Origin of the sequence: Vibrio sp. M260118, assembly GCF_036533755.1 — a bacterium.
Classification (GTDB): Bacteria; Pseudomonadota; Gammaproteobacteria; order Enterobacterales; family Vibrionaceae; genus Vibrio.
On the sequence record NZ_JATABG010000006.1, the window covers coordinates 1 to 24,182 of the forward strand.

The window sequence follows — 24,182 nt, forward strand, 5'->3', positions numbered from 1 at the left end:
GCTTGTAGTAGTTATAACAAAAACCAAGTGACTTACTTGATATTCATTGTGAGCATCAATTAAAGCACTTGGTTGTCAGAAAAAAATTACGCTCAATCAAATAACTGATTGAGCGTAAAATTTGTTTAAGTTTTAATTACAGACGTTCTTCTAGCCATGGCTGAACTGTCTTGATTGCTTCAGGCAGAGCAGCAACATCAGTACCACCCGCTTGTGCCATGTCAGGACGACCGCCACCTTTGCCGCCAACTTGCTCAGCGACCATCTTCACTAAGTCACCAGCTTTTACTTTGCCGATAAGATCTTTGGTTACACCTGCGATTAAACCAATCTTGTCGCCGTTTACGTTGGCAATCATCACAACGCCACTACCCATTTGGTTTTTAGCATTATCGACCATAGTACGAAGGTTCTTAGGATCTGCCCCTTCCATGCCTGCGATTAGAACTTTAACACCGTTGATCTCTTGAGCTTTACCCATGATGTTAGCGCTTTCCGCTGCCGCCATCTTGTCTTTTAGTTTCTGGATCTCTTTCTCTAGAGATTTCGCTTTTGATGCCGATTCAGCTAGCTTCTCTTCGTACTTCGCTTGTTGCTCTTCAATCGCATCTAGCGCTGCATCACCCGTCACTGCTTCGATACGACGAATACCCGCTGCGATACCGCCTTCAGATGTAATCTTGAATAGGCCGATATCACCGGTATTTGATGCGTGAATACCACCACATAGTTCAGTCGAGAACTCACCCATTGAAAGAACACGAACTTCATCGTCGTACTTCTCACCAAATAGTGCCATCGCACCTTTCTGCTTTGCCGACTCGATGTCCATGATGTTAGTTTCAATCACATGGTTACGACGCACTTGTGCGTTAACTAGTCGCTCAACTTCTTTCAGCTCAGCTGGCGTTACCGCTTCTAGGTGAGAGAAGTCAAAGCGCAGGTTTTCAGGCTTAACAAGAGAGCCTTTCTGCGCTACGTGCTCGCCCAAAACTTGGCGCAATGCCGCGTGCAGTAGGTGAGTGGCAGAGTGGTTTAGTGAGATAACCGCACGGCGCTCAGCATCAACAACCGCTGCTACTTTGTCGCCTTTCGCCAGCACACCTTCAGCAAGAACGCCGTGGTGCGCAATCGCGTTGCCAAGTTTTTGAGTGTCTTCTACTTTGAACAAGCCTGATTCCGTTTTCAGAACACCAGCATCACCACATTGACCGCCTGATTCCGCGTAGAAAGGTGTTTCACCAAGAATAACAATCGCTTTGTCACCTGCAGTTAGAGACTCAGTTGCTTCCCCTTCAACGAAGATTTCAGCAACGTTACTCTTGCCTTCAGTTGCTGTATAACCACAGAACTCAGAATCCACATCAGACTTAAGCGTTGCGTTATAGTCAGTACCAAACTGGCCGGCTTCACGAGCACGTTGACGTTGCTCTTCCATCGCTTTCTCAAAGCCAGCTTCATCAATGGTAAAGTCACGCTCACGTGCTACGTCGTTAGTTAAGTCAGCAGGGAAACCGTAAGTATCGTAAAGCTTGAATACGGTTTCGCCATCAAGCTCTTTGCCTTCAAGACCATCTAGCGCTTCATTAAGAATGATCATTCCGCGCTCTAGTGTGCGTCCGAAGTTCTCTTCTTCAATGCGAAGTACTTTTTCAACAAGCTCTTGCTGTTTCTTCAGTTCAACCGCAGCGCTACCCATCACTTCTGCTAATACGCCAACAAGTTTGTGGAAGAATACACCCTTGGCACCTAGCTTGTTACCGTGGCGAACTGCGCGGCGGATAATGCGACGAAGAACATAACCACGACCTTCGTTTGAAGGCATAACGCCATCAGCGATAAGGAATGAACAAGAACGGATGTGGTCAGCGATAACACGCAGAGACTGGTTCGATAGGTCTTCATGGTCTACGATCTCAGCCGTTGCTTTAATTAGCTTTTGGAATACATCGATTTCATAGTTTGAGTGAACGCCCTGCATAATTGCCGAGATACGTTCAATACCCATACCTGTATCAACAGCAGGCTTAGGTAGCGGTTCCATCGTGCCATCAGCATGACGGTTGAACTGCATGAATACGTTATTCCAGATCTCGATGAAACGGTCACCATCTTCTTCAGGTGTACCAGGACGGCCACCCCAGATATGTTCACCGTGGTCGTAGAAAATTTCAGTACATGGACCACAAGGACCTGTATCACCCATGGTCCAGAAGTTGTCTGACTCGTACTGCTTACCACCTTTCTTATCGCCAATACGTACGATACGATCAGCAGGAACACCTACTTTCTTGTTCCATATCTCGAAAGCTTCGTCATCGGTTTCGTAAACAGTTACCAATAAGCGATCTTTTGGCAGTTGTAGAGTTTCAGTTAGGAACTCCCAAGCAAATGCAATCGCATCTTCTTTGAAATAATCACCAAAGCTGAAGTTACCTAGCATTTCGAAGAAAGTGTGGTGACGAGCTGTAAAACCAACGTTTTCAAGGTCGTTATGTTTACCACCCGCACGTACACAACGCTGAGCCGTAGTTGCTCGTGTGTAGGCACGCTTTTCGGCGCCTAAGAAGCAATCTTTGAATTGGTTCATACCTGCGTTAGTAAATAGCAGGGTTGGATCGTTATGTGGAACCAACGATGAACTGTCTACGATTTGGTGTCCTTTGCCTTCAAAGAACTTGAGGAACGCGTTACGAACCTCATCAGTGCTCATGTACATGCAGCTCTTCCTGAAAATAGTCGAGTTAGAATTTTGCGCTATTGTAGATCATGGTTAACGCTACGACTAGTTTTCTCGCAGAAAAGAGCTTATTGAAGGGTTAATTCATCGCAAATCTATAAATTGTTAAGTTATTTGGCTTCACTCCTCAGCATTAGCGCTAAGTGCATAGCTGATTTGTTCGAAGCTGTAGCCGCGATATTGAAGAAAACGCACCTGCTTGGCGTACTCTTTTTGGTCTTTCGCGACTCTTCCCTTAAATTTCTTCTCCGCAGCCTGTTTCGCTAGATCAAACCAGTCTTGCGGCTCTTCTTCCATTGCTTTGTCCACCACCCAATCTGCGACTTTTTTCTGTTGCAGCTCTTGACGGATACGTCGCTCACCATGCCCTTTGTAGACATGCTGACGGACTTGGCTTTTGGCATAGCGCAGATCATCTAGGTAGTTATGATCTAAACAGAAGTTAACCGCTTCTTGAATCGCTTCTTCATCATAGCCCTTCAAAGTTAGCTTTTGGTAGAGCTCAAACTCACCATGATCACGGCGGCTAAGCAATTGGATAGCGGCTTCTTTGCTAGAAAGTGTCGGCGGTTTACGTTGAAACATAATCTCAATCTAGGATAGATATAACAAAGCCCCGCAATTGCAGGGCTTTAAGAAAAAAGAGAAGTTAGATTATAGCTCTTCTTGCTCTGGCATTTGGCCTAGCTCAGCATCATCCGGCTGAATTTCAGCTGGTGACAGTAACATCTCGCGCAGTTTCGCATCGATAGCTTGCGCAGCATCTAGGTTCTCACGTAGGAACTTACCTGCATTTGCTTTACCTTGACCGATCTTGTCACCGTTATAGCTGTACCAAGCACCTGCTTTTTCGATGAGCTTGTGCTTAACACCCAAGTCGATAAGCTCACCTTCACGGTTGAAACCTTGGCCATACATGATTTGCGTTTCAGCTTGCTTGAATGGAGCAGCAATCTTGTTCTTAACAACCTTGATACGAGTTTCGTTACCCACCACTTCGTCGCCTTCTTTGATAGAACCAGTACGGCGAATATCAAGACGAACAGATGCGTAAAACTTAAGTGCGTTACCACCTGTAGTTGTTTCTGGGTTACCGAACATCACACCAATCTTCATACGGATTTGGTTAATGAAGATACACATACAGTTCGATTGCTTAAGGTTACCCGTTAGCTTACGCATTGCTTGAGAAAGCATACGTGCTTGAAGACCCATGTGGCTATCGCCCATTTCGCCTTCGATTTCAGCTTTAGGTGTTAGTGCAGCTACTGAGTCAACAACCATAACGTCGATAGCGCCTGAGCGAGCTAGTGCGTCACAGATCTCTAAAGCTTGCTCACCCGTATCTGGCTGAGAAACAAGCAGTGCATCGATATCAACACCTAGTTTCTTAGCGTAAACGGGATCAAGTGCGTGCTCAGCATCGATAAATGCACAAGTCTTACCTTGTTTTTGCGCTGCAGCAATACACTCTAGAGTTAACGTTGTTTTACCTGAAGATTCTGGGCCGTAGATCTCTACGATACGCCCCATAGGCAGACCACCAGCACCTAGCGCGATATCCAAAGAAAGTGAACCTGTAGAGATTGTTTCTACATCCATTGCGCGGTTGTCACCAAGGCGCATGATTGAACCTTTACCGAATTGCTTTTCAATCTGACCTAGCGCAGCGGCGAGCGCTTTCTGTTTGTTCTCGTCCATCACTTTCTCCACATGACTCATCTATTTCGTGCTGATGATTATCAATTTAATTCTTCCGTTCAACTCTCTCGTTGAACAATCAATGCAAGCATTATACTGTTGATTCATACAGTGTCTATACCTGTATGAATATTTTTTAAATTTTGGTGATATCTACCTAATAAAGTCGGTAATTTAGATGTTCGGCAAGAGGCTAGTTTCTGGTTAACAGCTCTGTGTACAGTACTTTTAGCGCGTGCTCTACCGCTTGTTGTCGAACTTGCCCACGGCCCCCTGCAAAACAAATTGTCTCGACCTTTTGCCAACCGAGTGAATCTGCCCAAGCAAAACAGACGGTTCCTACTGGTTTTAGCTCTGAGCCTCCCCCTGGCCCTGCGATGCCACTGATCGAAACTCCAATATTTGCATTAGAGTTGTTTATTGCCCCCTCAACCATCTCAATCACAGTTTGCTCACTTACGGCGCCAAACTGTTCGAGTGTGGCTGCGGATACACCTAGCATCTCCATCTTGGCTTCATTGCTATAGGTAATAAAAGCGCGGTCAAACCAAGCGGAGCTACCTGCAATGTCGGTAATCGCCGCAGAAACACCACCACCAGTGCAAGACTCTGCAGTTGTCATGACCAACTTATGCCGATTTAACAATTCACCTAACTGCCAAGACAGCTTTTGCTGTGATTCCATATCTAAAACCCTTTATTACATCTTTTCGCCCTTTGGCTATTCACGTATCCTAAGCCGCAATAGAAATAAACAAAAGACCTAAACTGTGAAAGCGTTACCCGAAAAAGAAAAGCAAAAACACACGCCCATGATGCAGCAATATCTCAAGCTTAAAGCTGAGAACCCAGACATTTTGCTGTTTTATCGTATGGGAGATTTCTATGAGCTTTTCTATGACGATGCAAAAAGAGCGTCACAACTGCTCGATATCTCTCTGACCAAGCGCGGCTCTTCTGCGGGCGAACCTATCCCCATGGCAGGCGTACCTTTCCACGCAGTTGAAGGTTACTTAGCAAAGCTTGTTCAGCTTGGTGAGTCTGTCGCGATTTGTGAACAGATTGGCGATCCAGCGACAAGTAAGGGCCCAGTGGAGCGCGCAGTTGTTCGCATTGTCACTCCTGGCACAGTTACGGATGAAGCTCTGCTCTCTGAACGCCTAGATAACCTAATTGCTGCTATTTATCACCATAACGGCAAGTTTGGTTATGCCACTTTGGATGTTACTTCAGGTCGATTCCAACTAATGGAACCAGAAACTGAAGAAGCAATGGCAGCAGAGCTACAGCGCACATCGCCACGTGAACTGCTTTTCCCAGAAGATTTCGAACCCGTTGAGTTGATGTCTTCACGCAATGGCAATCGTCGTCGCCCTATTTGGGAGTTTGAACTCGATACCGCTAAGCAGCAGTTAAACCAACAGTTTGGTACTCGTGATTTAGTTGGTTTTGGCGTTGAGCATGCCAAGCTTGGTTTGTGTGCTGCTGGTTGTTTGATCCAGTACGTTAAAGATACCCAACGTACCGCTCTGCCACATATACGTTCGCTGACTTTTGATCGTCAAGATCACTCGGTTATCTTGGATGCCGCTACACGCCGCAATCTTGAGATAACACACAACCTTGCAGGCGGTACAGATAACACCCTAGCAGAAGTGCTCGATCATACTGCAACAGCCATGGGCAGCCGTATGCTCAAGCGTTGGCTTCATCAGCCGATGCGCGATATTGATACGCTCAATCACCGCCTGGACGCAATTTCAGAGCTAAAAGATATGACTCTGTTTGCCGACCTTCACCCTGTACTAAAGCAAGTCGGTGATATCGAACGTATTCTTGCACGCCTAGCACTACGTAGTGCCAGACCACGCGATATGGCACGTCTGCGCTTTGCTATGCAACAACTGCCAGAACTGGCAGAATCAATGAATGTGCTAACTCACCCATACCTAGCGAAACTGGCTCAATATGCTGCGCCTATGGATGAAGTGTGTGAACTACTAGAGCGTGCCATCAAAGAGAACCCACCAGTTGTGATTCGTGATGGCGGCGTAATCGCTGAAGGTTACAATAGCGAGCTAGATGAATGGCGTAAATTAGCAGATGGTGCGACCGAGTATCTTGAACAGATGGAGCAAGATGAGCGCGAGCGCCATGGCATCGACACATTAAAGGTTGGCTACAACAATGTGCATGGTTTTTTTATTCAAGTCAGTCGCGGTCAAAGCCATTTAGTTCCTCCACACTATGTACGTCGCCAAACGCTTAAGAATGCCGAGCGCTACATTATTCCTGAGCTCAAAGAGCACGAAGATAAAGTTCTCAACTCTAAGTCAAAAGCATTGGCTTTAGAGAAGCAGTTGTGGGAAGAGCTATTCGATCTCTTGCTGCCTCACTTAGAGCAACTACAAAATGTCGCTTCAGCTGTTTCACAAATCGATGTATTGCAGAACCTAGCTGAGCGTGCAGACAGTTTAGATTACTGCCGTCCAAGCTTGACTAAACAGGCAGGAATTCATATTCAAGGTGGCCGTCACCCAGTGGTAGAGCAAGTGATGGATGACCCGTTCATTGCTAACCCCATTGAGCTTAATCCGCAACGTAAAATGTTGATCATTACCGGTCCAAACATGGGTGGTAAATCGACCTACATGCGCCAAACTGCTCTGATTGCGCTAATGGCACACATCGGCTCTTACGTCCCGGCTGAATCAGCGCAAATCGGCTCAATTGATCGCATCTTCACCCGTATTGGCGCATCTGATGACCTCGCTTCTGGGCGCTCTACCTTTATGGTCGAGATGACGGAAACCGCTAACATCCTCCACAATGCCACAGCAAACAGCTTAGTTTTGATGGATGAGATTGGTCGCGGCACCAGTACATACGACGGGCTATCGTTAGCTTGGGCAAGTGCCGAGTGGTTAGCTAAAGAGCTAGGTTCAATGACCTTATTTGCGACCCACTACTTTGAGTTAACGGAGCTACCTAACCAGATCCCGCACTTAGCCAACGTACACCTCGATGCGGTTGAACATGGTGATAGCATCGCGTTCATGCACGCAGTTCAAGAGGGTGCAGCAAGTAAGTCTTACGGCCTAGCCGTTGCGGGCTTGGCTGGCGTACCTAAGAGTGTGATAAAGAATGCGCGCACTAAGCTGACTCAACTAGAGCAGTTAGGCCAAGGCACTGAAGACGCTAGACCTTCAAGCGCAGTCGACATCGCTAACCAAATGAGTTTGATCCCAGAACCAAGTGAAGTTGAAGAAGCGCTTTCCGCTATCGATCCAGATGACCTAACACCAAGACAGGCTCTGGAAGAGCTATACCGGCTGAAGAAGTTAATCTAATTAAAAAACGGCAGTCCAAAAGGGCTGCCGTTTTTGTTTGTGATTTGAATATTGAGAGATTTAGAGCTTTCTACGAAGCAGCATCAGCGCCACTGTTAAGAACACCAAACTAGGCATCACAGCGCCAAACACGGGAGGAATGTTATAAACCAAACTCAGCGGGCCAAAAAACTCACTGGATATATAAAAGGTAAATCCGGCAACCACGCCCGAAAGAATACGCGCTCCCATAGTGACACTACGCAGCGGACCAAAGATAAACGACAGTGCCATCAGCATCATAACTGCAATGGAGAATGGTTGAGTCACCTTACGCCAAAATGCGAGCTCATAGCGTGATGGATCTTGTTCTGATGCCTTTAGATAAGTCACGTAATCGTATAATCCGCCAAGCGAAAGCTCTTCCGGTTTAACCGTCACTACCGCGAGTTTGTCTGGCGCTAAAGAGGTCGTCCAACGGTATTCAGGCAAGCTCTGCTTGGTGATCGCCACTTCATCAACCATTTCCGTCAGTTGAACATCTTTCATCAGCCAAGTATTTTCAGAGAGATACTCAACTTCTTGTGCGAAAACCACGCTTTCTAAACGCTTGTTCTCGTCGTAACGCCACATGTTCATGCCATAGATTTTGTCATCCTCGACTTTACCAATAAAGATAAAGTCATTGGCATCACGCGCCCAAACACCAGTCCGAACCGACATGATCGCACCGCCTGAGGTGGCAAATGCACGCAGATCACGAGCAGCTTTCTGTGCTTGCGGAGCGCCCCATTGACCAAGCAAGGTCACCATAATCATCAGCGGTACTGCGGTCTTTAATACTGATAAACCGATATCTAGCTTAGAAAAACCAGCCGCCTGCATCACCACTAGCTCAGAGCTAGACGCCAACATACCAAGACCAATAAGCGCACCAAGCAGCGCCGCCATTGGGAAGAACATTTCAATGTCACGAGGAATACTAAGCAACACAAACAACAACGCCTGCATTAAGTCATAAGTTCCCTCGCCAACCTTACGTAACTGTTCGACGTATTTGATGATCGCCGAAAGACCAACAAAAGTTGCCAATACCAAAGATGAGGTGGCAATAATAGTTCTACCTATGTAGAGATCGAGAATCTTAAACACGATTTACGCTGCCTTTTTTCTTTGTCTTAGTTTGTCTTTGAAGCGGCGGACTGGAATGCTGTCCATCGAGTTAATCCCTATTGCGGTGAGTAGTAGCGCAGCATTTATAGGCCACATGCCAACCATAGTTGGGATAGACCCATCTTCAATCGCAGATTTGGTTGCACTTATTGCTAGGAAGTAAGCCAGATAGATCAGGATAGCTGGGCCCATTTTTGCAAAACGGCCTTGGCGCGGGTTAACTGCCGAAAGAGGCACAACCAACATAGTAAGAAGTGGTATACAGACAACTAACGAGATACGCCATTGAACCTCAGCTTGTGCGCGCGGATCAGGATTTTTCATCAGCTCCAACATTGGAATCGCTTCCCAATCACGGCCTTTAGGTTTCACGTCACGCTGACCAATCAAACCTTCGTACTGTTCGAAATCAGTCACCATGTAGTCAACACGACTCGGAACACCTTCGTAACGGGTACCATCGTACATACGAATCACTTGGCGGCCATCACTGAGTTCTTTTACTTCACCATGTTGAGAGAAAGAGACGCTTGGCAAAATGGAATCACGCGGGCGCATCTGAGCAACAAATACGTGCTTGAGCTGTTTACCGTCGATATCATCGATAAATACCACCGATGAACCATCGGGCGTACCTTGAAAGTGGCCTTTCTTCAGCAGGTCGACACTGTTCTCGGCTGCTGTTTCTTCTTGTAGCTTAACCAATTGGTCTTGGCTGTAAGGAGCAAAAACAAATGAGTTAAAGCCAGCGATCACACCTGTGATAACCGCAAGATACAAAGCAGCGCGGATCAAGAACTTATTGCCAATCCCGGTCGCATTCATTACGGTAATTTCACTTTCCGCGTACAAACGGCCAAAAGTCAGCAAGATCCCCAAGAAAAGACTCAATGGCAGCATTAATAGCCCCATAGAAGGCATGCTTAACGCAACATAGTGCATGACTAAACTGGCGGGAATGTCACCATCCGAGGCATCGGCCAAAACTTTGATCAATTTTTGGCTCAGGAACACTAAAAACAGGATAAAAAATATCGCTAATTGGCTTTTGAGTGTCTCGCGGATCAAATATCTAACAATAATCACGCTGAAATTACCTATACAAAACTTGTTTTTTTAATTGAATCACTATAATTTCCCGTTGAACCTTTTATTTTTTAAAATTTTGGCTAACTGTTATTGCGCTTATTTAATGATAGTTCCGAGTAAGGAATCAACAAGTAAGACGGCATTATCTAACATTTAGTTCTATTTGTCTTCAGGATGTAGGAGTACGCATGGAGTTCAGTGTAAAAAGTGGCAGTCCAGAGAAGCAGCGCAGCGCATGTATCGTTGTGGGCGTGTTCGAGCCACGTCGCCTTTCTCCAGTTGCCGAGCAGCTAGATAAAATCAGCGATGGCTATATTAGTTCACTACTTCGCCGTGGTGACCTAGAAGGAAAACCGGGGCAGATGCTACTGCTTCATCAAGTACCAGGTGTACTATCTGAGCGCGTTTTACTGGTTGGTTGTGGTAAAGAACGTGAACTGGGTGAGCGTCAATACAAAGAGATCATCCAAAAAACCATCAACACACTTAACGAGACAGGTTCAATGGAAGCCGTGTGTTTCCTAACTGAACTTCACGTTAAAGGCCGTGATACATACTGGAAAGTTCGCCAAGCCGTTGAAGCGACTAAAGATGGTCTATACACCTTCGACCAATTCAAGAGCCAGAAGCCAGAAACTCGTCGTCCACTGCGCAAGCTAGTATTTAACGTACCAACGCGCCGTGAGCTAAACCTAGGCGAGAAAGCGATCGCACACGGTCTAGCTATCTCATCTGGTGTTAAAGCGTCAAAAGACCTTGGCAACATGCCACCAAACATTGCTAACCCAGCATACCTAGCTTCTCAAGCTCGTCGCCTAGCGGATGACTACGAGACAGTCACCACTAAGATTATTGGTGAGCAGGAGATGGAAAAGCTAGGCATGACTTCATACCTAGCAGTAGGCCGTGGCTCTAAAAACGAATCTATGATGTCTATCATGGAGTACAAGGGCAACCCAGATCCTGAAGCAAAACCAATTGTACTTGTCGGTAAAGGTCTAACCTTCGATTCAGGCGGTATCTCACTGAAACCTGGTGAAGGTATGGATGAGATGAAGTACGACATGTGTGGTGCGGCATCGGTATTCGGTACCATGAAAGCGCTAGCAAAACTGAACCTACCAATCAATGTGGTTGCGGTTCTAGCAGGTTGTGAAAACATGCCGGGCAGCAACGCTTACCGTCCAGGTGACATCCTAACAACTATGTCAGGTCAAACCGTTGAAGTTCTCAACACTGACGCAGAAGGCCGCCTAGTACTATGTGATGCACTGACTTATGTTGAGCGTTACGAGCCTGAGTGTGTTGTAGACGTTGCAACCCTAACAGGTGCTTGTGTTATCGCTCTGGGTCATCACATCAGTGGTGTAATCTCTAACCACAACCCGCTTTCTCACGAGCTAGTGAATGCTTCTGAGCAAGCAAGTGACCGTGCATGGCGTCTACCTATGGCAGACGAGTACCACGAGCAGCTGAAGAGCCCATTTGCAGATATGGCAAACATCGGGGGCCGTCCGGGTGGTACTATCACTGCTGGTTGCTTCCTATCTAAGTTCGCTAAGAAATACCACTGGGCACACATTGATATCGCAGGTACTGCGTGGAAATCAGGTGCAGCGAAAGGTTCTACCGGTCGCCCTGTCTCGATGCTTGTCCAATTCCTACTTAACCGTAGTGGCCAAGATACAGAGGAATAATCCTCACAGTGTTAAAAAGGGCCGCAAGGCCCTTTTTTGTATCTCCCAAGCCAAGAGAAACTAGTATGGCCAATGCAACCTTCTACATTATTAATCCAGATTCTCCTCAAGCCGAGGCTGAGGGATTTGGTCTATATGTACTGTTTCTTGCCCATCACTTCGCCAAGCAAGGCGCTAAAGTCTATCTCAACTGCAACAATAAGCCTCATGCTGAGCAGATCGCCGAGCTATTCTGGCAAGTCGACGCCAAACAGTTTGTTGCGCATAATTTAGTTGGCGAAGGGCCTAAGTATGGCACCAATATCGAGATTGGCTTTCAAGGAGTAAAACCATCTTGGAATCGCCAACTAGTAATAAATTTGGCTGAAAATGAGACAACCTTTGCGAACAAGTTTGCTGAGGTGGTAGACTTCGTCCCTTGCGAAGAAAAAGCCAAGCAACTGGCGCGAGAAAGATATAAAATCTATCGCCAAGCCGGCTATCAGCTACAAACGATTGAGATCGAACACAGCTAGCAACAACAAACACAACCGGTCAATCCTTATAGCTAAGGCGATCTTGTTAGAGATCCCTCACTTATAAAGATTGACAGAGATTAACTTTAACCAGAACCAATCCTCAAACTATCGAGGCTTTGAGTGAATGCAGTTAACGCCGCTATCAGCCCAAATATGACGAGGAAATACGAGCGCTATGGAAAAGACATATAACCCAACTTCAATTGAACAAGCTTTATACCAAGCTTGGGAAGAGAAAGGCTACTTTAAGCCACACGGTGACACGACCAAAGAATCATACTCAATCATGATCCCGCCACCGAACGTCACTGGTAGCCTACACATGGGCCACGCTTTCCAAGACACCATCATGGATACCCTTATCCGTGCTGAGCGTATGAAGGGCAAAAACACCCTTTGGCAAGTAGGTACTGACCACGCTGGTATCGCAACTCAAATGGTTGTTGAGCGTAAGATCGCGGCTGAAGAAGGCAAGACTAAACACGATTACGGTCGTGATGCTTTCATCGACAAAATCTGGGAATGGAAAAACGAATCCGGTGGCACAATCACTAAACAACTGCGCCGCCTAGGCGCTTCTGTAGACTGGGACCGCGAGCGTTTCACTATGGATGACGGCCTATCTAACGCAGTTCAAGAAGTGTTTGTTCGCCTATACGAAGAAGACTTAATCTACCGTGGTAAGCGTCTAGTTAACTGGGATCCAAAGCTACACACAGCGATCTCTGACCTAGAAGTAGAGAACAAAGACAAAAAAGGCCACATGTGGCACTTCCGCTACCCACTAGCAAATGGCGTGAAGACAGCTGAAGGCAAAGACTACATTGTTGTTGCAACTACACGTCCAGAAACCATGCTTGGTGATACTGGTGTCGCTGTTAACCCAGAAGACCCACGTTACAAAGATCTTATCGGTAAAGAGATCCTTCTTCCTGTCGTTAACCGTCTGATCCCTATCGTAGGCGATGAGCACGCAGATATGGAAAAAGGCACAGGTTGTGTGAAGATTACGCCTGCGCACGATTTCAATGACTACGAAGTTGGTAAGCGCCATCAGCTACCAATGATCAACATCCTAACTTTCAACGCAGACATTCGTGATGCGGCAGAAGTCTTCACCTCTAACGGCGAAGCTAGCGATGTTTACTCAACTGAGCTACCTGCTAAATACCACGGCATGGAGCGTTTTGCTGCACGTAAAGCGATCGTTGCTGAATTTGAAGAGCTTGGCCTTCTTGATGAGGTCAAAGATCACGACCTAACAGTTCCTTATGGCGACCGTGGTGGTGTGGTTATCGAACCAATGCTAACTGACCAATGGTACGTACGTGCTGCACCTCTTGCAGAGCCTGCTGTTAAAGCAGTTGAAGATGGTGAAATCCAATTCGTTCCTAAGCAGTACGAAAATATGTACTTCTCTTGGATGCGTGACATTCAAGACTGGTGTATCTCTCGCCAGCTTTGGTGGGGTCACCGTATCCCAGCTTGGTACGACAACGATGGCAACGTATACGTAGGCCGTACTGAAGATGAAGTACGTGCAAACAACAACCTTGCACCGGTTGTAGTTCTTCGCCAAGACGACGACGTACTTGATACATGGTTCTCTTCTGCTCTTTGGACGTTCGGTACTCAAGGCTGGCCTGAGCAAACTGAAGATCTGAAGACATTCCACCCTTCAGACGTTCTAGTAACGGGCTTCGACATCATCTTCTTCTGGGTTGCACGTATGATCATGATGACCATGCACTTCAACAAAGATGAAAACGGTAAGTCACAAGTACCATTTAAGACAGTTTACGTAACGGGCCTAATCCGTGACGAAAACGGCGACAAGATGTCTAAGTCGAAAGGTAACGTTCTTGACCCGATCGACATGATCGATGGTATCGACCTTGAGTCTCTAGTAGAGAAGCGTTGTGGCAACATGATGCAGCCTCAGCTAGCGAAGAAGATCGAGAAGAACACGCGTAAGACTTTCGAAAACGGTATCGAACCATACGGTACTGACGCACTGCGTTTCACTCTTGCTGCTATGGCTTCAACGGGCCGTGACATCAACTGGGACATGAAGCGTCTTGAAGGTTACCGTAACTTCTGTAACAAGCTATGGAACGCAAGCCGCTACGTACTGATGAACACAGAAGAGCACGACTGTGGCATGTCACTATCAGCGGAAGAGCGTGCAAACATGGAATTCTCTCTAGCGGATAAGTGGATTGAATCTCAGTTTGAACTAGCAGCGAAAGAGTTTAACGCTCACCTAGACAACTTCCGTTTAGATATGGCAGCAAACACGCTTTACGAATTCATCTGGAACCAATTCTGTGACTGGTACCTAGAGCTAACTAAACCCGTTCTATGGAAAGGTACAGAAGCTCAGCAACAAGCGACTCGCTACATGCTGATCACTGTGCTAGAGAAGACGCTACGTCTTGCTCACCCAGTGCTTCCTTACATCACTGAGTCTATCTGGCAGAGCGTTAAGCCACTAGTAGACGGTGTTGAAGGTGACACTATCATGACTCAAGCGCTTCCTCAGTTTAACGAAGAGAACTTCAACGCTGAGATCGTAGAAGACATCGAGTGGGTTAAGGCTTTCATCACGGCTATCCGTAACCTACGCGCAGAGTACGACATTGCGCCTAGCAAAGGTCTGGAAGTAATGATCAAGGTTGCTAACGAGAAAGACGCTGCACGTATCGAAGCAAACAAAGTTGTTCTGAACTCTCTTGCTAAGCTAGATAGCCTAACAGTGCTGGCTCAAGATGCTGAAACTCCTGCATGTGCGACTAAGCTAGTGGGCCAATCTGAACTGATGATCCCTATGGCAGGTCTTATCGACAAAGACGCGGAACTTGCTCGTCTAGATGGCGAAATCAAGAAGACTCACGGCGAAATCAAGCGCATCGAAGGCAAGTTAGGTAACGAAGGCTTCGTTGCTAAAGCGCCTGAGGCGGTTGTTGCTAAAGAGCGTGAGAAACTTGAAGGCTACAAAGAGACTCTAGTGAAGCTTGAAGAGCAAAAAGCGACAATTGCTGCGCTTTAGCGCTAATCTATACAGTGAGTAAATTCAAGGGCGGCCGATGGTCGCCCTTTTTGATTCTCGTAAACATGCATGTTTAGCAAGCTTTGTAAAATGTTCTAGCCTTAAAGGGTGCAACCGAAAACAACCAAGGCAGGCAGCATGTACATAAAATTCACTCTTCCCACCCTATGCGCTTTTCTACTGGTTTCCGCCCCTGTTTATAGCTTAGATGAGCCCGCTAACAGTGAACAAAAGACGATACTTATTTGCGCTGGAGATTGGCCACCATTTATTAGCCAAGACATTGAAGGCTATGGCTTTGCAGCGCAAATCATAACGGCAGCATTTACAAGTCAGGGCTACCAAGTTGAGTACCAGTTCTTCCCTTGGTCACGTGTTTACCATAAAGCGCAGAAAGGCGAGTGTGATGCCACCGCAATCTGGATGCACACCCAAGAACGCGCAGAGCACTTCTTCTTTAGCGACGAGATTAGCAATGAAGAGTTTGTATTTTTCTACAACGTCGACCAACCTTTTGACTGGAAGGAACTCAAAGACATCTCAGGTTTAAAGCTAGGTGGAGGGCTAGAATATAGCTATGGACCTGATCTAGATAAAATGATTGAGGAGAATAAAGTCGAGATAACCCGCATGAAAACTACCGAACAGAACATGCTTCAATTAGCGCATAACCGCATTGATATCGTCCCAGAAGAAGTCCACATCGGCTATCACAAACTTGAACGCCTACCGAATGAATTAAAGGCAAAAATCACCCATCATCCGAGAAGTTTTTCGCAAAACAGCAACTACCTAATGTTCCCCAAGGCCAAGCAAAACAGTGAAGAACTACTTTCAACGTTTAACCATGGATTGCAACGCTGGAAGAGAGAGAACCCTGACTCTCCGCTACTGCTGTGGTAACACTCTATTTTGATCACGCCCATCAACGAAGGCGGCAATGTTATCGATAAGAATATCTGCTAGTTTCTGAATCGACGAGTCACTCCCCCATGCGACATGGGGTGTCAGCAACAAATTGGGAAGATGCATATTTGCAATCAAGGAGTTAGATTCATCGGCAGGCTCATCGGTAAAGACATCAACCCCTGCTCCGCCAATCACACCATGTTTCAGTGCATCGATTAGCGCCTCTTCATCAACTAAACCACCTCGGCCAGTATTGATGACAATACTTGTTGCCTTCATAGATAACAGTTCATGTCGGCCAACCAGATGTAGGGTTTGTTCATTCAACGGACAGTGCAAAGTCAACACGTCAGCTTCCGTGAGCACCTGTTCAAAAGGCAGATAACCTTCACGACACTTTGTCGCGCCTTTACGCTCAGCAAACACAACTTTCATCCCTAATGCTTTCGCTAAGGATGCTGTTGCTTGGCCAAGGGCGCCACTGCCAATTATGCCCATGGTTGAACCTGCGATATCCGTGATTGGGTGAGTAAAAAAGCAGAACTGTTTATTTCGCTGCCATTCTCCGGCCGCAATGTCATTGTGATAGCCTTTCAAATTACGTTTTAGCGCGAACATCATGGCAATCACATGCTCTGGAACTGATTGAGTGGCGTAGCCTTGAACATTGCTCACGGCGATACCTAATTCATAACAAGCATCAATATCGACATTGTTATAACCGGTTGCTGCTATCGCAATGAGCTTTAGATTTGGCAGCTGTTTTAACACCGAGCGGTTAAGAACCACCTTGTTGGTAATGACCACAGTTGCAGTCTGTAAACGCTCAACCACTTCGTGTGGCGCTGTGAAATTATATTCAACCCACTGATGCTCAAAAGGTAAACGAGGCAGGTTTATTTGAGTGGGAATGGTGGCTCGGTCAAGAAACACGACAGTTGGCAGCGACATAAGATCTCCTTGTGCTGCCACATACTTTCCTTGCGTTTTTATGGGCGCGGCAGCGTTTTATAATCTGGTAATTTTTTCACAGGAGAGAAATAGTGAAAGATCATTGCTTGAGCTTCAAGATAAAAATCACACGGAACAAAGCTAGCTTGCAGTAGATCAGTTTTAGGATGATAAAAACTCAATTCAGCTGCATGTAACTCTAAGCGAGGTGAGAACTCAAACGCCTCACTCTGCGAGTAGAACTCATCACCGACAATCGGATGACCTAATGCCTGCATGTGCACGCGCAATTGGTGTGAACGGCCAGTGACGGGTAGCAACCTAACAATGGTAGTTTTCTCCTCGTGCTTCACCACTTGATACAAGGTCTGAGACGGTTTGCCGTGGTCGAAGCAGACTTTCTGCCGTGGGCGATTTTCCCAATCGCAAATAAGCGGCAGATCCACCTCTCCCTCAGGCTGATCTACTTGTCCCCAAACACGAGCGTAATAGATTTTGTGAGTTAAACGATATTGAAACTGCTTCTTCAGCGAACGCTCTGCATCTTTATTTTTGGCAAGGAGCATCAAACCTGACGTATCCATATCGAGACGATGCACCACTTGTATGTCTGGGTAAAGAGCAACTAAGCGCGACCACAAGCTATCGTAATGTTCCGCCAAACGACCAGGCACAGACAGGAGTCCTGACGGCTTGTTAGCCACCAAGATATGTTCGTCTTCAAATATAATATCAGCCCACGGCTGGCGCGGTGGGTTGTATTCAGTCATTGCCATAATTTTATTGCTCAGATTTTCTAAGTAGTTGACGTTGCAGCTAGGCGATACACAAACGAATCCCCAATCACATAGTTCCACTATGTGATTGGGGTGAGTGCGTGTAGCAACAACGCTGCAACTTCAAATACGAGGAAAATTAGTTGTGGGAGACAACAATCATACGTAAAGAATCTAACTGATACTGCGCTTGGCTGATATAGCCATTGAGCTCAGTGATCTGGCCATCAATCGCTTCGATCTCTTCATCACGAATGTTTGGATTGACCGCCTTCAGCGCTTGCAAACGCTCTAACTCACTGTTTAAGCTCGCTTGCATCTCTTGCTGAGCCTGATTGCGAATCACTTCCACTTTCTCAACGATCAACTTCTCGCCCGCTTCAACTAATTGATGAACTTGCGCTTGAACCGAAGCCACTAACTTAGTCGCTATATGACGACCCACTGGGCTAAGTTGACGGTTAAAGCTCTCAAACTCTACCTGAGAAGAGAGATCGTTGCCTTTACCGTCGAGCATAATACGGATCGGCGTGGTTGGAAGGAAGCGACTAATACCGCTGCGCTTTGGCGCTTGAGCATCAACCTTGTAAATCAGCTCGAGCAGCATAGTACCCACTGGTAGCGCTTTGTTTTTCAGCAGTGAAACTGCGGTAGCACCAACACCTTCACTCATCAGCAGGTCGATACCGCCCTGAATCATTGGGTGTTCCCAACTGATAAAGTTCATATCTTCGCGTGAAAGTGCGGTTTCACGGTCAAAAGTAATTGTCGCACCTTCATATGGCAAGCCTGGGTAGCTTGGCACTAACATGTGCTCAGACGGAGTCACGACTAGAGCATTCTCACCCTTGTCGTCTTGATCTAGGCCGATAGTATCAAACAGGCTTAATGCGAAGGTGACTAGATTAGTATCGCCATCCGTTGCAGCAATCTTATCCACGATAGCTTGCGCTTTTTCGCCACCGTTAGAGTGCATCTCAAGCAGGCGATCGCGACCTTGTTCAAGTTGCGCTTTTAGCTCTTTGTTCAGGGTAGCAGACTCAGCAATCACCTCATCAAGATCGCTCGTATCACCTGACGCTAGCATCTCAATCAGATGATCAGAATACTTGTCATACACTGTACGACCTGTTGGGCAGGTTTCAGCAAACGCGTTTAAACCCTCTTCAAACCAGCGCGCTAAAATAGCTTGTGACGTCCCTTCTAGGTATGGAACATGAATATCAATATCACGACTTTGGCCGATACGATCTAAACGTCCAATACGCTGCTCAAGCAAGTCTGGGTTGAATGGTAAATCGAACATCACCAGTTGGTTGGCAAACTGGAAGTTACGACCTTCTGAGCCAATCTCACTACAGATCAGAACCTGTGCGCCGCCCTCTTCTTGCGCGAAGTAAGCCGCTGCTTTGTCACGCTCAAGAATCGACATACCTTCGTGGAATACGGTCGCACGGATACCTTCACGTTCACGCAAAGCTTGCTCTAGTTGTAGAGCGGTACTCGCGCGCGAAGCGATAACTAGAATTTTCTCACTACGCTTCTCTTTAATCTTTTCAAGTAGCCAGTTAACACGACTATCGAACTGCCACCAGCTCGCATCTTCGCCTTCAAACTCTTGAAAAATCTCTTCAGGATACAAGTTCTTCAAAGCACGCGCTTCAGGGCTAATCTTTCCACCAATCATGCCTGACACACGCATAGAGGTCATGTATTGCTGAGGAATTGGCATCGGCAGCAGGTTAACGTTACGCTTCGGGAAGCCTTTGATTGCCGCGCGGGTATTTCTAAACAGCACACGCCCTGTACCGTGGCGGTCCATCAGGTTATCGATTAGCTCTTGGCGAGCAGCAGCTTTAGCCTCTTGGTCGGAGTCACTTTCGATGATGCGGAACAACGGTTCTACATCTTGCTCTGACAGCAGCTCAGTAATTTGATTCTTGGCTTGGTTCTCTAACTTTTGACCTGAGAACAAGGCACTGACTGAGTCAGCCACTGGTGCGTATTGCTCTTCCTCTTTGACGAACTCTTGGTAGTCAAAGAAGCGGTCAGAATCCAACAGGCGTAGACGAGCAAAGTGGCTTTCACGGCCCAGTTGCTCTGGTGTTGCGGTTAGTAGTAGAACGCCAGGGGTGCGCTCAGCTAACCCTTCAACTACTTGGTATTCACGGCTTGGTTGCTCAGGGCTCCACTCTAAGTGATGGGCTTCATCCACGACTAAAAGATCCCAATCACCTTCTAACGCTTGCTCGAAACGCTGGCGACTCTTACGCAAGAAATCGAGTGAACACAGCACATACTGCTGAGTATCAAAAGGGTTGTCAGAATCAGCAAATGCCTCGATACAGCGCTCTTCATCAAAGATAGAGAAATGCAGGTTAAAGCGACGCATCATCTCTACTAACCACTGGTGCTGTAATGTTTCAGGAACGACAATCAGAATACGTTCAGCTCGGCCCGCTAGAACTTGCTGGTGGATGATCATGCCCGCTTCGATGGTTTTACCTAAGCCAACTTCATCGGCCAGCAACACACGTGGAGCATGGCGGCGACCCACTTCATGAGCAATATATAGCTGATGAGGAATCAAGCCTGCTCGCATACCACATAAACCACGCATCGGACTCTTATGCTGCTCATATTGGTTCATCAATGCACGGTAACGGAGCACAAAGTTGTCCATGCGGTCGATCTGACCCGCATACAACTTGTCTTGAGGCTTGTTAAAACGAATCTGGTTGCTCAGCATGATCTCACGCAGAGTCACACCCTCTTCGCTACTGTCTTCACGAACACCAATGTAGCTAAATACCCCTTGATCTTCGACTACTTGCTCTACTTTGAGAGACCAACCTTCTTGGCTATCAATCACATCACCAACATTGAAAGTTACTCTGGTTACGGGTGCATCATTTCGAGCATAAACTCGGTTCTCTTCAGAGGCTGCAAACATCAGTGTCACAGTACGAGCATCCAATGCTACAACGGTTCCTAAACCTAGGTCGCTTTCCGTATCGCTTATCCAGCGCTGGCCCAAAGCAAATGTCATGAATCGACTACCTCATCTAATAATTCAAAAATGGGTCTATAAATCTTAGCTGTTCTTACGCAACTTGAAAGGCAACTGACGAGGAAATAATAAGTCAGCCGTTGCGCGAAAAAAGGTCGCTAATCTTACTTGAAGCTGTGACATTGGTCACGTACAAAGACCTCAAAAACCAACAATTTTTTCTCGAAGATGGAGGTGACATCAAAGTGTAAGAAATCAATGGCACTTCTATAACAGGGTATTGAATCAGCAAGCTTATACTAACTAATGACGATGCTTCACTTAACGCCAACTTTATGACTGGCACAAGAGATGCATTCGATTCAGGTGACGATCACACGGGTTTGCAGTATTTGTAGTCAAACCATCAGCGTACTCTGATTGCCAGGCTACATCACTGCATGCCACCGCAGGTAGACCACTTCATGCAAAAGTATGAGGGGCAAGCAAGCCGTAATTCGGCAAGGAGACGCTATGGGTGACACAGACCGGAAACTTTTTGTCCTCGACACCAATATTCTGCTACACGAACCACTAGCCATCTACTCATTTAAGGAACACGACGTCGTCGTCCCGATGACCGTCCTCGAAGAACTCGACAGGATCAAAGACAGCAAACGCGATGTTGCTCGTGATGCCCGCGTGGCAATCCGTGCACTAGAAGCCATGTTCAAAGACGCGACGCCCGACGAAATCTCCGAAGGCATCCCAATCAACAAAGACAAAGAAGCCACCGGACATATCGCCATTCTGGCTGATTTTGAGTTACAAGAAACCGTCAAAGCCTTTGCTGACAAAGCCGGTGACAACCGAATTCTCAACGGTGTGCTCTATCTGCAAAACAAGCGCGCTCCTCGTGAAGTCATCTTGGTTACTAAAGACATCAATATGCGCCTAAGAGCCAAAGGCGCCGGAGTTCGATTTGTCGAAGATTACCGTACAGACCAGCTCATCGATGATGTCCAGTATCTCACTAAAGGTTTTCAGCAAATTGAAGGGGACTTTTGGAGTGGTGTACAAAATGTTGAGAGTAGAAAACTTGGTGGAAGAACTTATCACACCTTAGATCGAGAGCCGTTTGAACCAACTTATATCAACCAGTATGTGATCGATGAAGAGAGCGACTTTGCCGGACGTGTTGAGAAAATAGAAACCGATACTATTACCATTAAAGATCTTAGCCGAGAGCGCATGATGCATCGCCGCGCATGGGACATCACACCTAAAAATATCTATCAAAGCATGGCGCTCGATGCCCTGCTTGATCCCGACATCGATTTAGTGATTTTAACCGGCGCCGCTGGTAGTGGTAAAACCCTGTTGGCATTAGCTTCTGCACTGGAACAAACCATTGAAAAAGGCATTTTTGACAAGATCATCGTCACCCGTAACACACCGGATATTGGTGAAGCGATTGGTTTCTTACCCGGTAGTGAAGAGGAGAAGATGATGCCTTGGCTTGCGGCAGTGACCGATACCTTGGAGGCGCTGCATAAGAATGATCACTGTACTGAAGGTTCGCTCAAATACATCTGCGACAAAGCCAATATTCAGTTCAAATCGATCAACTTTATGCGTGGCCGGTCGATCCAAAATGCTTTTGTGTTGCTTGACGAGTGTCAGAACCTGACCGCATCCCAGATCAAAACCATCATCACTCGCTGCGGAGAAGGGACTAAGATCGTCTGCTCGGGCAACTTAGCTCAGATCGACTCTCACTATTTAACCCCGGTAACATCGGGCCTAACCTATATGGTTGAACGGTTCAAAAACTTTGAGGGGAGCGCCAACATTCACCTCAATGGCGTAGTTAGAAGCCGACTGGCAGAATATGCCGAAGAGAATTTATAGTCACATTTGCCGAGATATAATTCATATCCCGGCACTTTATTAAAATAATTATTCACAAACAATAGTTAAATATGTTTAACTAGCTCCATAATATGAATGAACATTCAAGGACTGGAGCATGGCTTTTAATTTACGTAACCGAAACTTCCTTAAGCTACTCGATTTCTCCCCTAAAGAGATCCAGTTTTTGCTCGACCTATCAGCAGATCTAAAGAAAGCTAAATATGCGGGAACTGAGCAGAAAAAACTACAGGGCAAAAACATCGCCCTAATTTTTGAGAAAGCCTCGACCCGTACTCGCTGTGCATTTGAAGTAGCGGCATTTGATCAAGGCGCACAAGTTTCATATATCGGTCCATCGGGTTCTCAAATAGGCCATAAAGAGTCAATGAAAGATACCGCGCGCGTGTTAGGCCGTATGTATGATGGCATTGAGTACCGCGGCTTTGGCCAGCCGATTGTCGAAGAGCTTGGTGCACATGCAGGAGTTCCAGTTTGGAATGGCCTAACCGATGAATTCCACCCGACCCAGATCTTGGCGGATTTTCTAACCATGTTAGAGCATGGTCGTGGCAAGCAGCTACACGAAATCAAGTTCGCTTATCTTGGTGACGCTCGCAATAACATGGGCAACTCTCTTCTGGTTGGCGCAGCAAAAATGGGCATGGATATTCGTCTCGTCGCTCCCAAGGATTTCTGGCCTGAACAAGAGCTAGTAAATACCTGCCAAGAGATAGCTCAACATACAGGCGCGAAAATCACTCTGACTGAAAATGTTGAAGAGGGCGTGAAAGAGTGTGATTACCTCTATACCGACGTTTGGGTCTCTATGGGAGAAGCACCAGAAGCTTGGGACGAGCGCGTAGCGAAAATGACACCTTACCAAGTTAATATGGATGTGATTAGCAAAACGGGTAACCCTCAAGTGAAATTTATGCACTGCCTACCTGCATTCCACAATGACGAAACTATGATTGGTAAGCAAGTAGCTGAAAAATATGGCATGAATGGCCTAGAGGTTACTGAAGAAGTGTTTGAGTCAGAGCACTCTATTGTATTCGATGAAGCAGAGAACCGCATGCATACGATTAAAGCTGTGATGGTTGCCACACTCGGCGCATGATAATCGCCACTAAGTGACAACAAAACCCTCGATGTAATCGCTTGCGTTAACATTTCTTCAGCGTATAATGCTCGGCAATTTGTCTGGAGATAGTAAACAATGCCACGTAATTCGTGCTCTACAAAGCGTATTACACTGGGTAAGCAAGCCTGCTTATCAGCACGGGTTTTTTCTATTTCCACCGATTTTTAAAGCCTCCCTTATTGGGGGGCTTTTTTGTGCCTAAC

16 protein-coding genes are annotated in these 24,182 nt (G+C 46.5%); 7 read left to right on the plus strand and 9 right to left on the minus strand.

The genetic code is table 11. The features are described 5' to 3' along the window. Positions 1–136 precede the first annotated feature (136 nt). From alaS to pncC, 4 genes are all read right to left on the minus strand, one after another. Positions 137–2,719, minus strand: a complete 2,583-nt coding sequence (gene alaS, locus QTO00_RS01005; RefSeq protein ID WP_331422409.1) for an alanine--tRNA ligase — start codon at positions 2,717–2,719, stop codon at positions 137–139. Positions 2,720–2,860: 141 nt separating this feature from the next. Next, positions 2,861–3,325 carry a recombination regulator RecX gene (gene recX / locus QTO00_RS01010; protein WP_331422411.1) on the minus strand — a complete coding sequence of 155 codons (465 nt, stop codon included), beginning with the start codon at positions 3,323–3,325 and terminating at the stop codon, positions 2,861–2,863. Positions 3,326–3,394: 69 nt separating this feature from the next. After that, a complete protein-coding gene (gene recA / locus QTO00_RS01015) occupies positions 3,395–4,441 on the minus strand; it encodes a recombinase RecA (protein WP_331422413.1) in 1,047 nt (348 codons plus the stop codon). Positions 4,442–4,634: 193 nt separating this feature from the next. Then, the gene (pncC, locus tag QTO00_RS01020) at positions 4,635–5,126 is read right to left on the minus strand and encodes a nicotinamide-nucleotide amidase (protein ID WP_331422415.1); all 492 of its coding nucleotides are present in this window, start codon (positions 5,124–5,126) and stop codon (positions 4,635–4,637) included. A gap of 127 nt (positions 5,127–5,253) precedes the next feature. Between pncC and mutS the strand changes: the two genes are divergently transcribed. Then, positions 5,254–7,791 (plus strand): DNA mismatch repair protein MutS, encoded by a 2,538-nt coding sequence (gene mutS, locus QTO00_RS01025; protein ID WP_331422444.1) that lies wholly within the window; start codon positions 5,254–5,256, stop codon positions 7,789–7,791. Between the two features lie 60 nt (positions 7,792–7,851). Here mutS and lptG read toward each other — a convergent pair whose 3' ends face one another. Both lptG and lptF read right to left on the minus strand, forming a co-directional pair. Further along, positions 7,852–8,922: an LPS export ABC transporter permease LptG gene (gene lptG / locus QTO00_RS01030; protein ID WP_331422416.1), complete on the minus strand. Its 1,071-nt coding sequence runs from the start codon at positions 8,920–8,922 to the stop codon at positions 7,852–7,854. Positions 8,923–8,925: 3 nt separating this feature from the next. Then, complete coding sequence (lptF, locus tag QTO00_RS01035) at positions 8,926–10,029, minus strand: LPS export ABC transporter permease LptF (RefSeq protein ID WP_331422418.1); 1,104 nt, start codon at positions 10,027–10,029, stop codon at positions 8,926–8,928. A 191-nt stretch (positions 10,030–10,220) separates the two neighbouring features. On the opposite strand from lptF, the gene pepA reads away from it, so the two are divergent. From pepA to QTO00_RS01055, 4 genes are all read left to right on the plus strand, one after another. Continuing rightward, entirely contained in the window at positions 10,221–11,729 is a 1,509-nt protein-coding gene (gene pepA / locus QTO00_RS01040; protein WP_331422420.1) for a leucyl aminopeptidase, read from the plus strand. Between the two features lie 65 nt (positions 11,730–11,794). Then, complete coding sequence (locus QTO00_RS01045; protein ID WP_331422421.1) at positions 11,795–12,244, plus strand: DNA polymerase III subunit chi; 450 nt, start codon at positions 11,795–11,797, stop codon at positions 12,242–12,244. A 178-nt stretch (positions 12,245–12,422) separates the two neighbouring features. After that, on the plus strand, positions 12,423–15,296 hold the full coding sequence (locus tag QTO00_RS01050) for a valine--tRNA ligase (RefSeq protein WP_331422422.1): 2,874 nt from the start codon (positions 12,423–12,425) through the stop codon (positions 15,294–15,296). A gap of 138 nt (positions 15,297–15,434) precedes the next feature. Then, entirely contained in the window at positions 15,435–16,199 is a 765-nt protein-coding gene (locus QTO00_RS01055; protein WP_331422424.1) for a substrate-binding periplasmic protein, read from the plus strand. On the opposite strand, the gene QTO00_RS01060 is transcribed toward QTO00_RS01055, so the two are convergent. The 3 genes from QTO00_RS01060 to rapA all read right to left on the minus strand — a co-directional run bounded on the left by QTO00_RS01060 (position 16,185) and on the right by rapA (position 20,981). After that, positions 16,185–17,156 carry a D-2-hydroxyacid dehydrogenase gene (locus QTO00_RS01060; protein WP_331422425.1) on the minus strand — a complete coding sequence of 324 codons (972 nt, stop codon included), beginning with the start codon at positions 17,154–17,156 and terminating at the stop codon, positions 16,185–16,187. The genes QTO00_RS01055 and QTO00_RS01060 overlap by 15 nt on opposite strands. A gap of 38 nt (positions 17,157–17,194) precedes the next feature. Further along, entirely contained in the window at positions 17,195–17,932 is a 738-nt protein-coding gene (gene rluA, locus QTO00_RS01065) for a bifunctional tRNA pseudouridine(32) synthase/23S rRNA pseudouridine(746) synthase RluA (RefSeq protein ID WP_331422427.1), read from the minus strand. 139 nt (positions 17,933–18,071) lie between these two features. After that, positions 18,072–20,981: an RNA polymerase-associated protein RapA gene (gene rapA / locus QTO00_RS01070; protein ID WP_331422428.1), complete on the minus strand. Its 2,910-nt coding sequence runs from the start codon at positions 20,979–20,981 to the stop codon at positions 18,072–18,074. A 474-nt stretch (positions 20,982–21,455) separates the two neighbouring features. Between rapA and QTO00_RS01075 the strand changes: the two genes are divergently transcribed. Both QTO00_RS01075 and QTO00_RS01080 read left to right on the plus strand, forming a co-directional pair. Then, the gene (locus QTO00_RS01075; RefSeq protein WP_331422429.1) at positions 21,456–22,832 is read left to right on the plus strand and encodes a PhoH family protein; all 1,377 of its coding nucleotides are present in this window, start codon (positions 21,456–21,458) and stop codon (positions 22,830–22,832) included. 118 nt (positions 22,833–22,950) lie between these two features. Next, positions 22,951–23,955 carry an ornithine carbamoyltransferase gene (locus QTO00_RS01080; protein WP_331422431.1) on the plus strand — a complete coding sequence of 335 codons (1,005 nt, stop codon included), beginning with the start codon at positions 22,951–22,953 and terminating at the stop codon, positions 23,953–23,955. The last annotated feature ends 227 nt before the right edge of the window (positions 23,956–24,182 follow it).

What these genes read in the sequence shown, in the direction of transcription:
- QTO00_RS01050 (WP_331422422.1), top strand. Translation starts at nt 12,423, where the DNA reads ATGGAAAAGACATATAACCCAACTTCAATTGAACAAGCTTTATACCAA.
- QTO00_RS01060 (WP_331422425.1), bottom strand. Translation starts at nt 17,156, where the DNA reads ATGTCGCTGCCAACTGTCGTGTTTCTTGACCGAGCCACCATTCCCACT.
- pepA (WP_331422420.1), top strand. Translation starts at nt 10,221, where the DNA reads ATGGAGTTCAGTGTAAAAAGTGGCAGTCCAGAGAAGCAGCGCAGCGCA.
- QTO00_RS01075 (WP_331422429.1), top strand. Translation starts at nt 21,456, where the DNA reads ATGGGTGACACAGACCGGAAACTTTTTGTCCTCGACACCAATATTCTG.
- recX (WP_331422411.1), bottom strand. Translation starts at nt 3,325, where the DNA reads ATGTTTCAACGTAAACCGCCGACACTTTCTAGCAAAGAAGCCGCTATC.
- rapA (WP_331422428.1), bottom strand. Translation starts at nt 20,981, where the DNA reads ATGACATTTGCTTTGGGCCAGCGCTGGATAAGCGATACGGAAAGCGAC.
- QTO00_RS01055 (WP_331422424.1), top strand. Translation starts at nt 15,435, where the DNA reads ATGTACATAAAATTCACTCTTCCCACCCTATGCGCTTTTCTACTGGTT.
- alaS (WP_331422409.1), bottom strand. Translation starts at nt 2,719, where the DNA reads ATGTACATGAGCACTGATGAGGTTCGTAACGCGTTCCTCAAGTTCTTT.
- rluA (WP_331422427.1), bottom strand. Translation starts at nt 17,932, where the DNA reads ATGGCAATGACTGAATACAACCCACCGCGCCAGCCGTGGGCTGATATT.
- recA (WP_331422413.1), bottom strand. Translation starts at nt 4,441, where the DNA reads ATGGACGAGAACAAACAGAAAGCGCTCGCCGCTGCGCTAGGTCAGATT.
- pncC (WP_331422415.1), bottom strand. Translation starts at nt 5,126, where the DNA reads ATGGAATCACAGCAAAAGCTGTCTTGGCAGTTAGGTGAATTGTTAAAT.
- mutS (WP_331422444.1), top strand. Translation starts at nt 5,254, where the DNA reads ATGATGCAGCAATATCTCAAGCTTAAAGCTGAGAACCCAGACATTTTG.
- QTO00_RS01080 (WP_331422431.1), top strand. Translation starts at nt 22,951, where the DNA reads ATGGCTTTTAATTTACGTAACCGAAACTTCCTTAAGCTACTCGATTTC.
- QTO00_RS01045 (WP_331422421.1), top strand. Translation starts at nt 11,795, where the DNA reads ATGGCCAATGCAACCTTCTACATTATTAATCCAGATTCTCCTCAAGCC.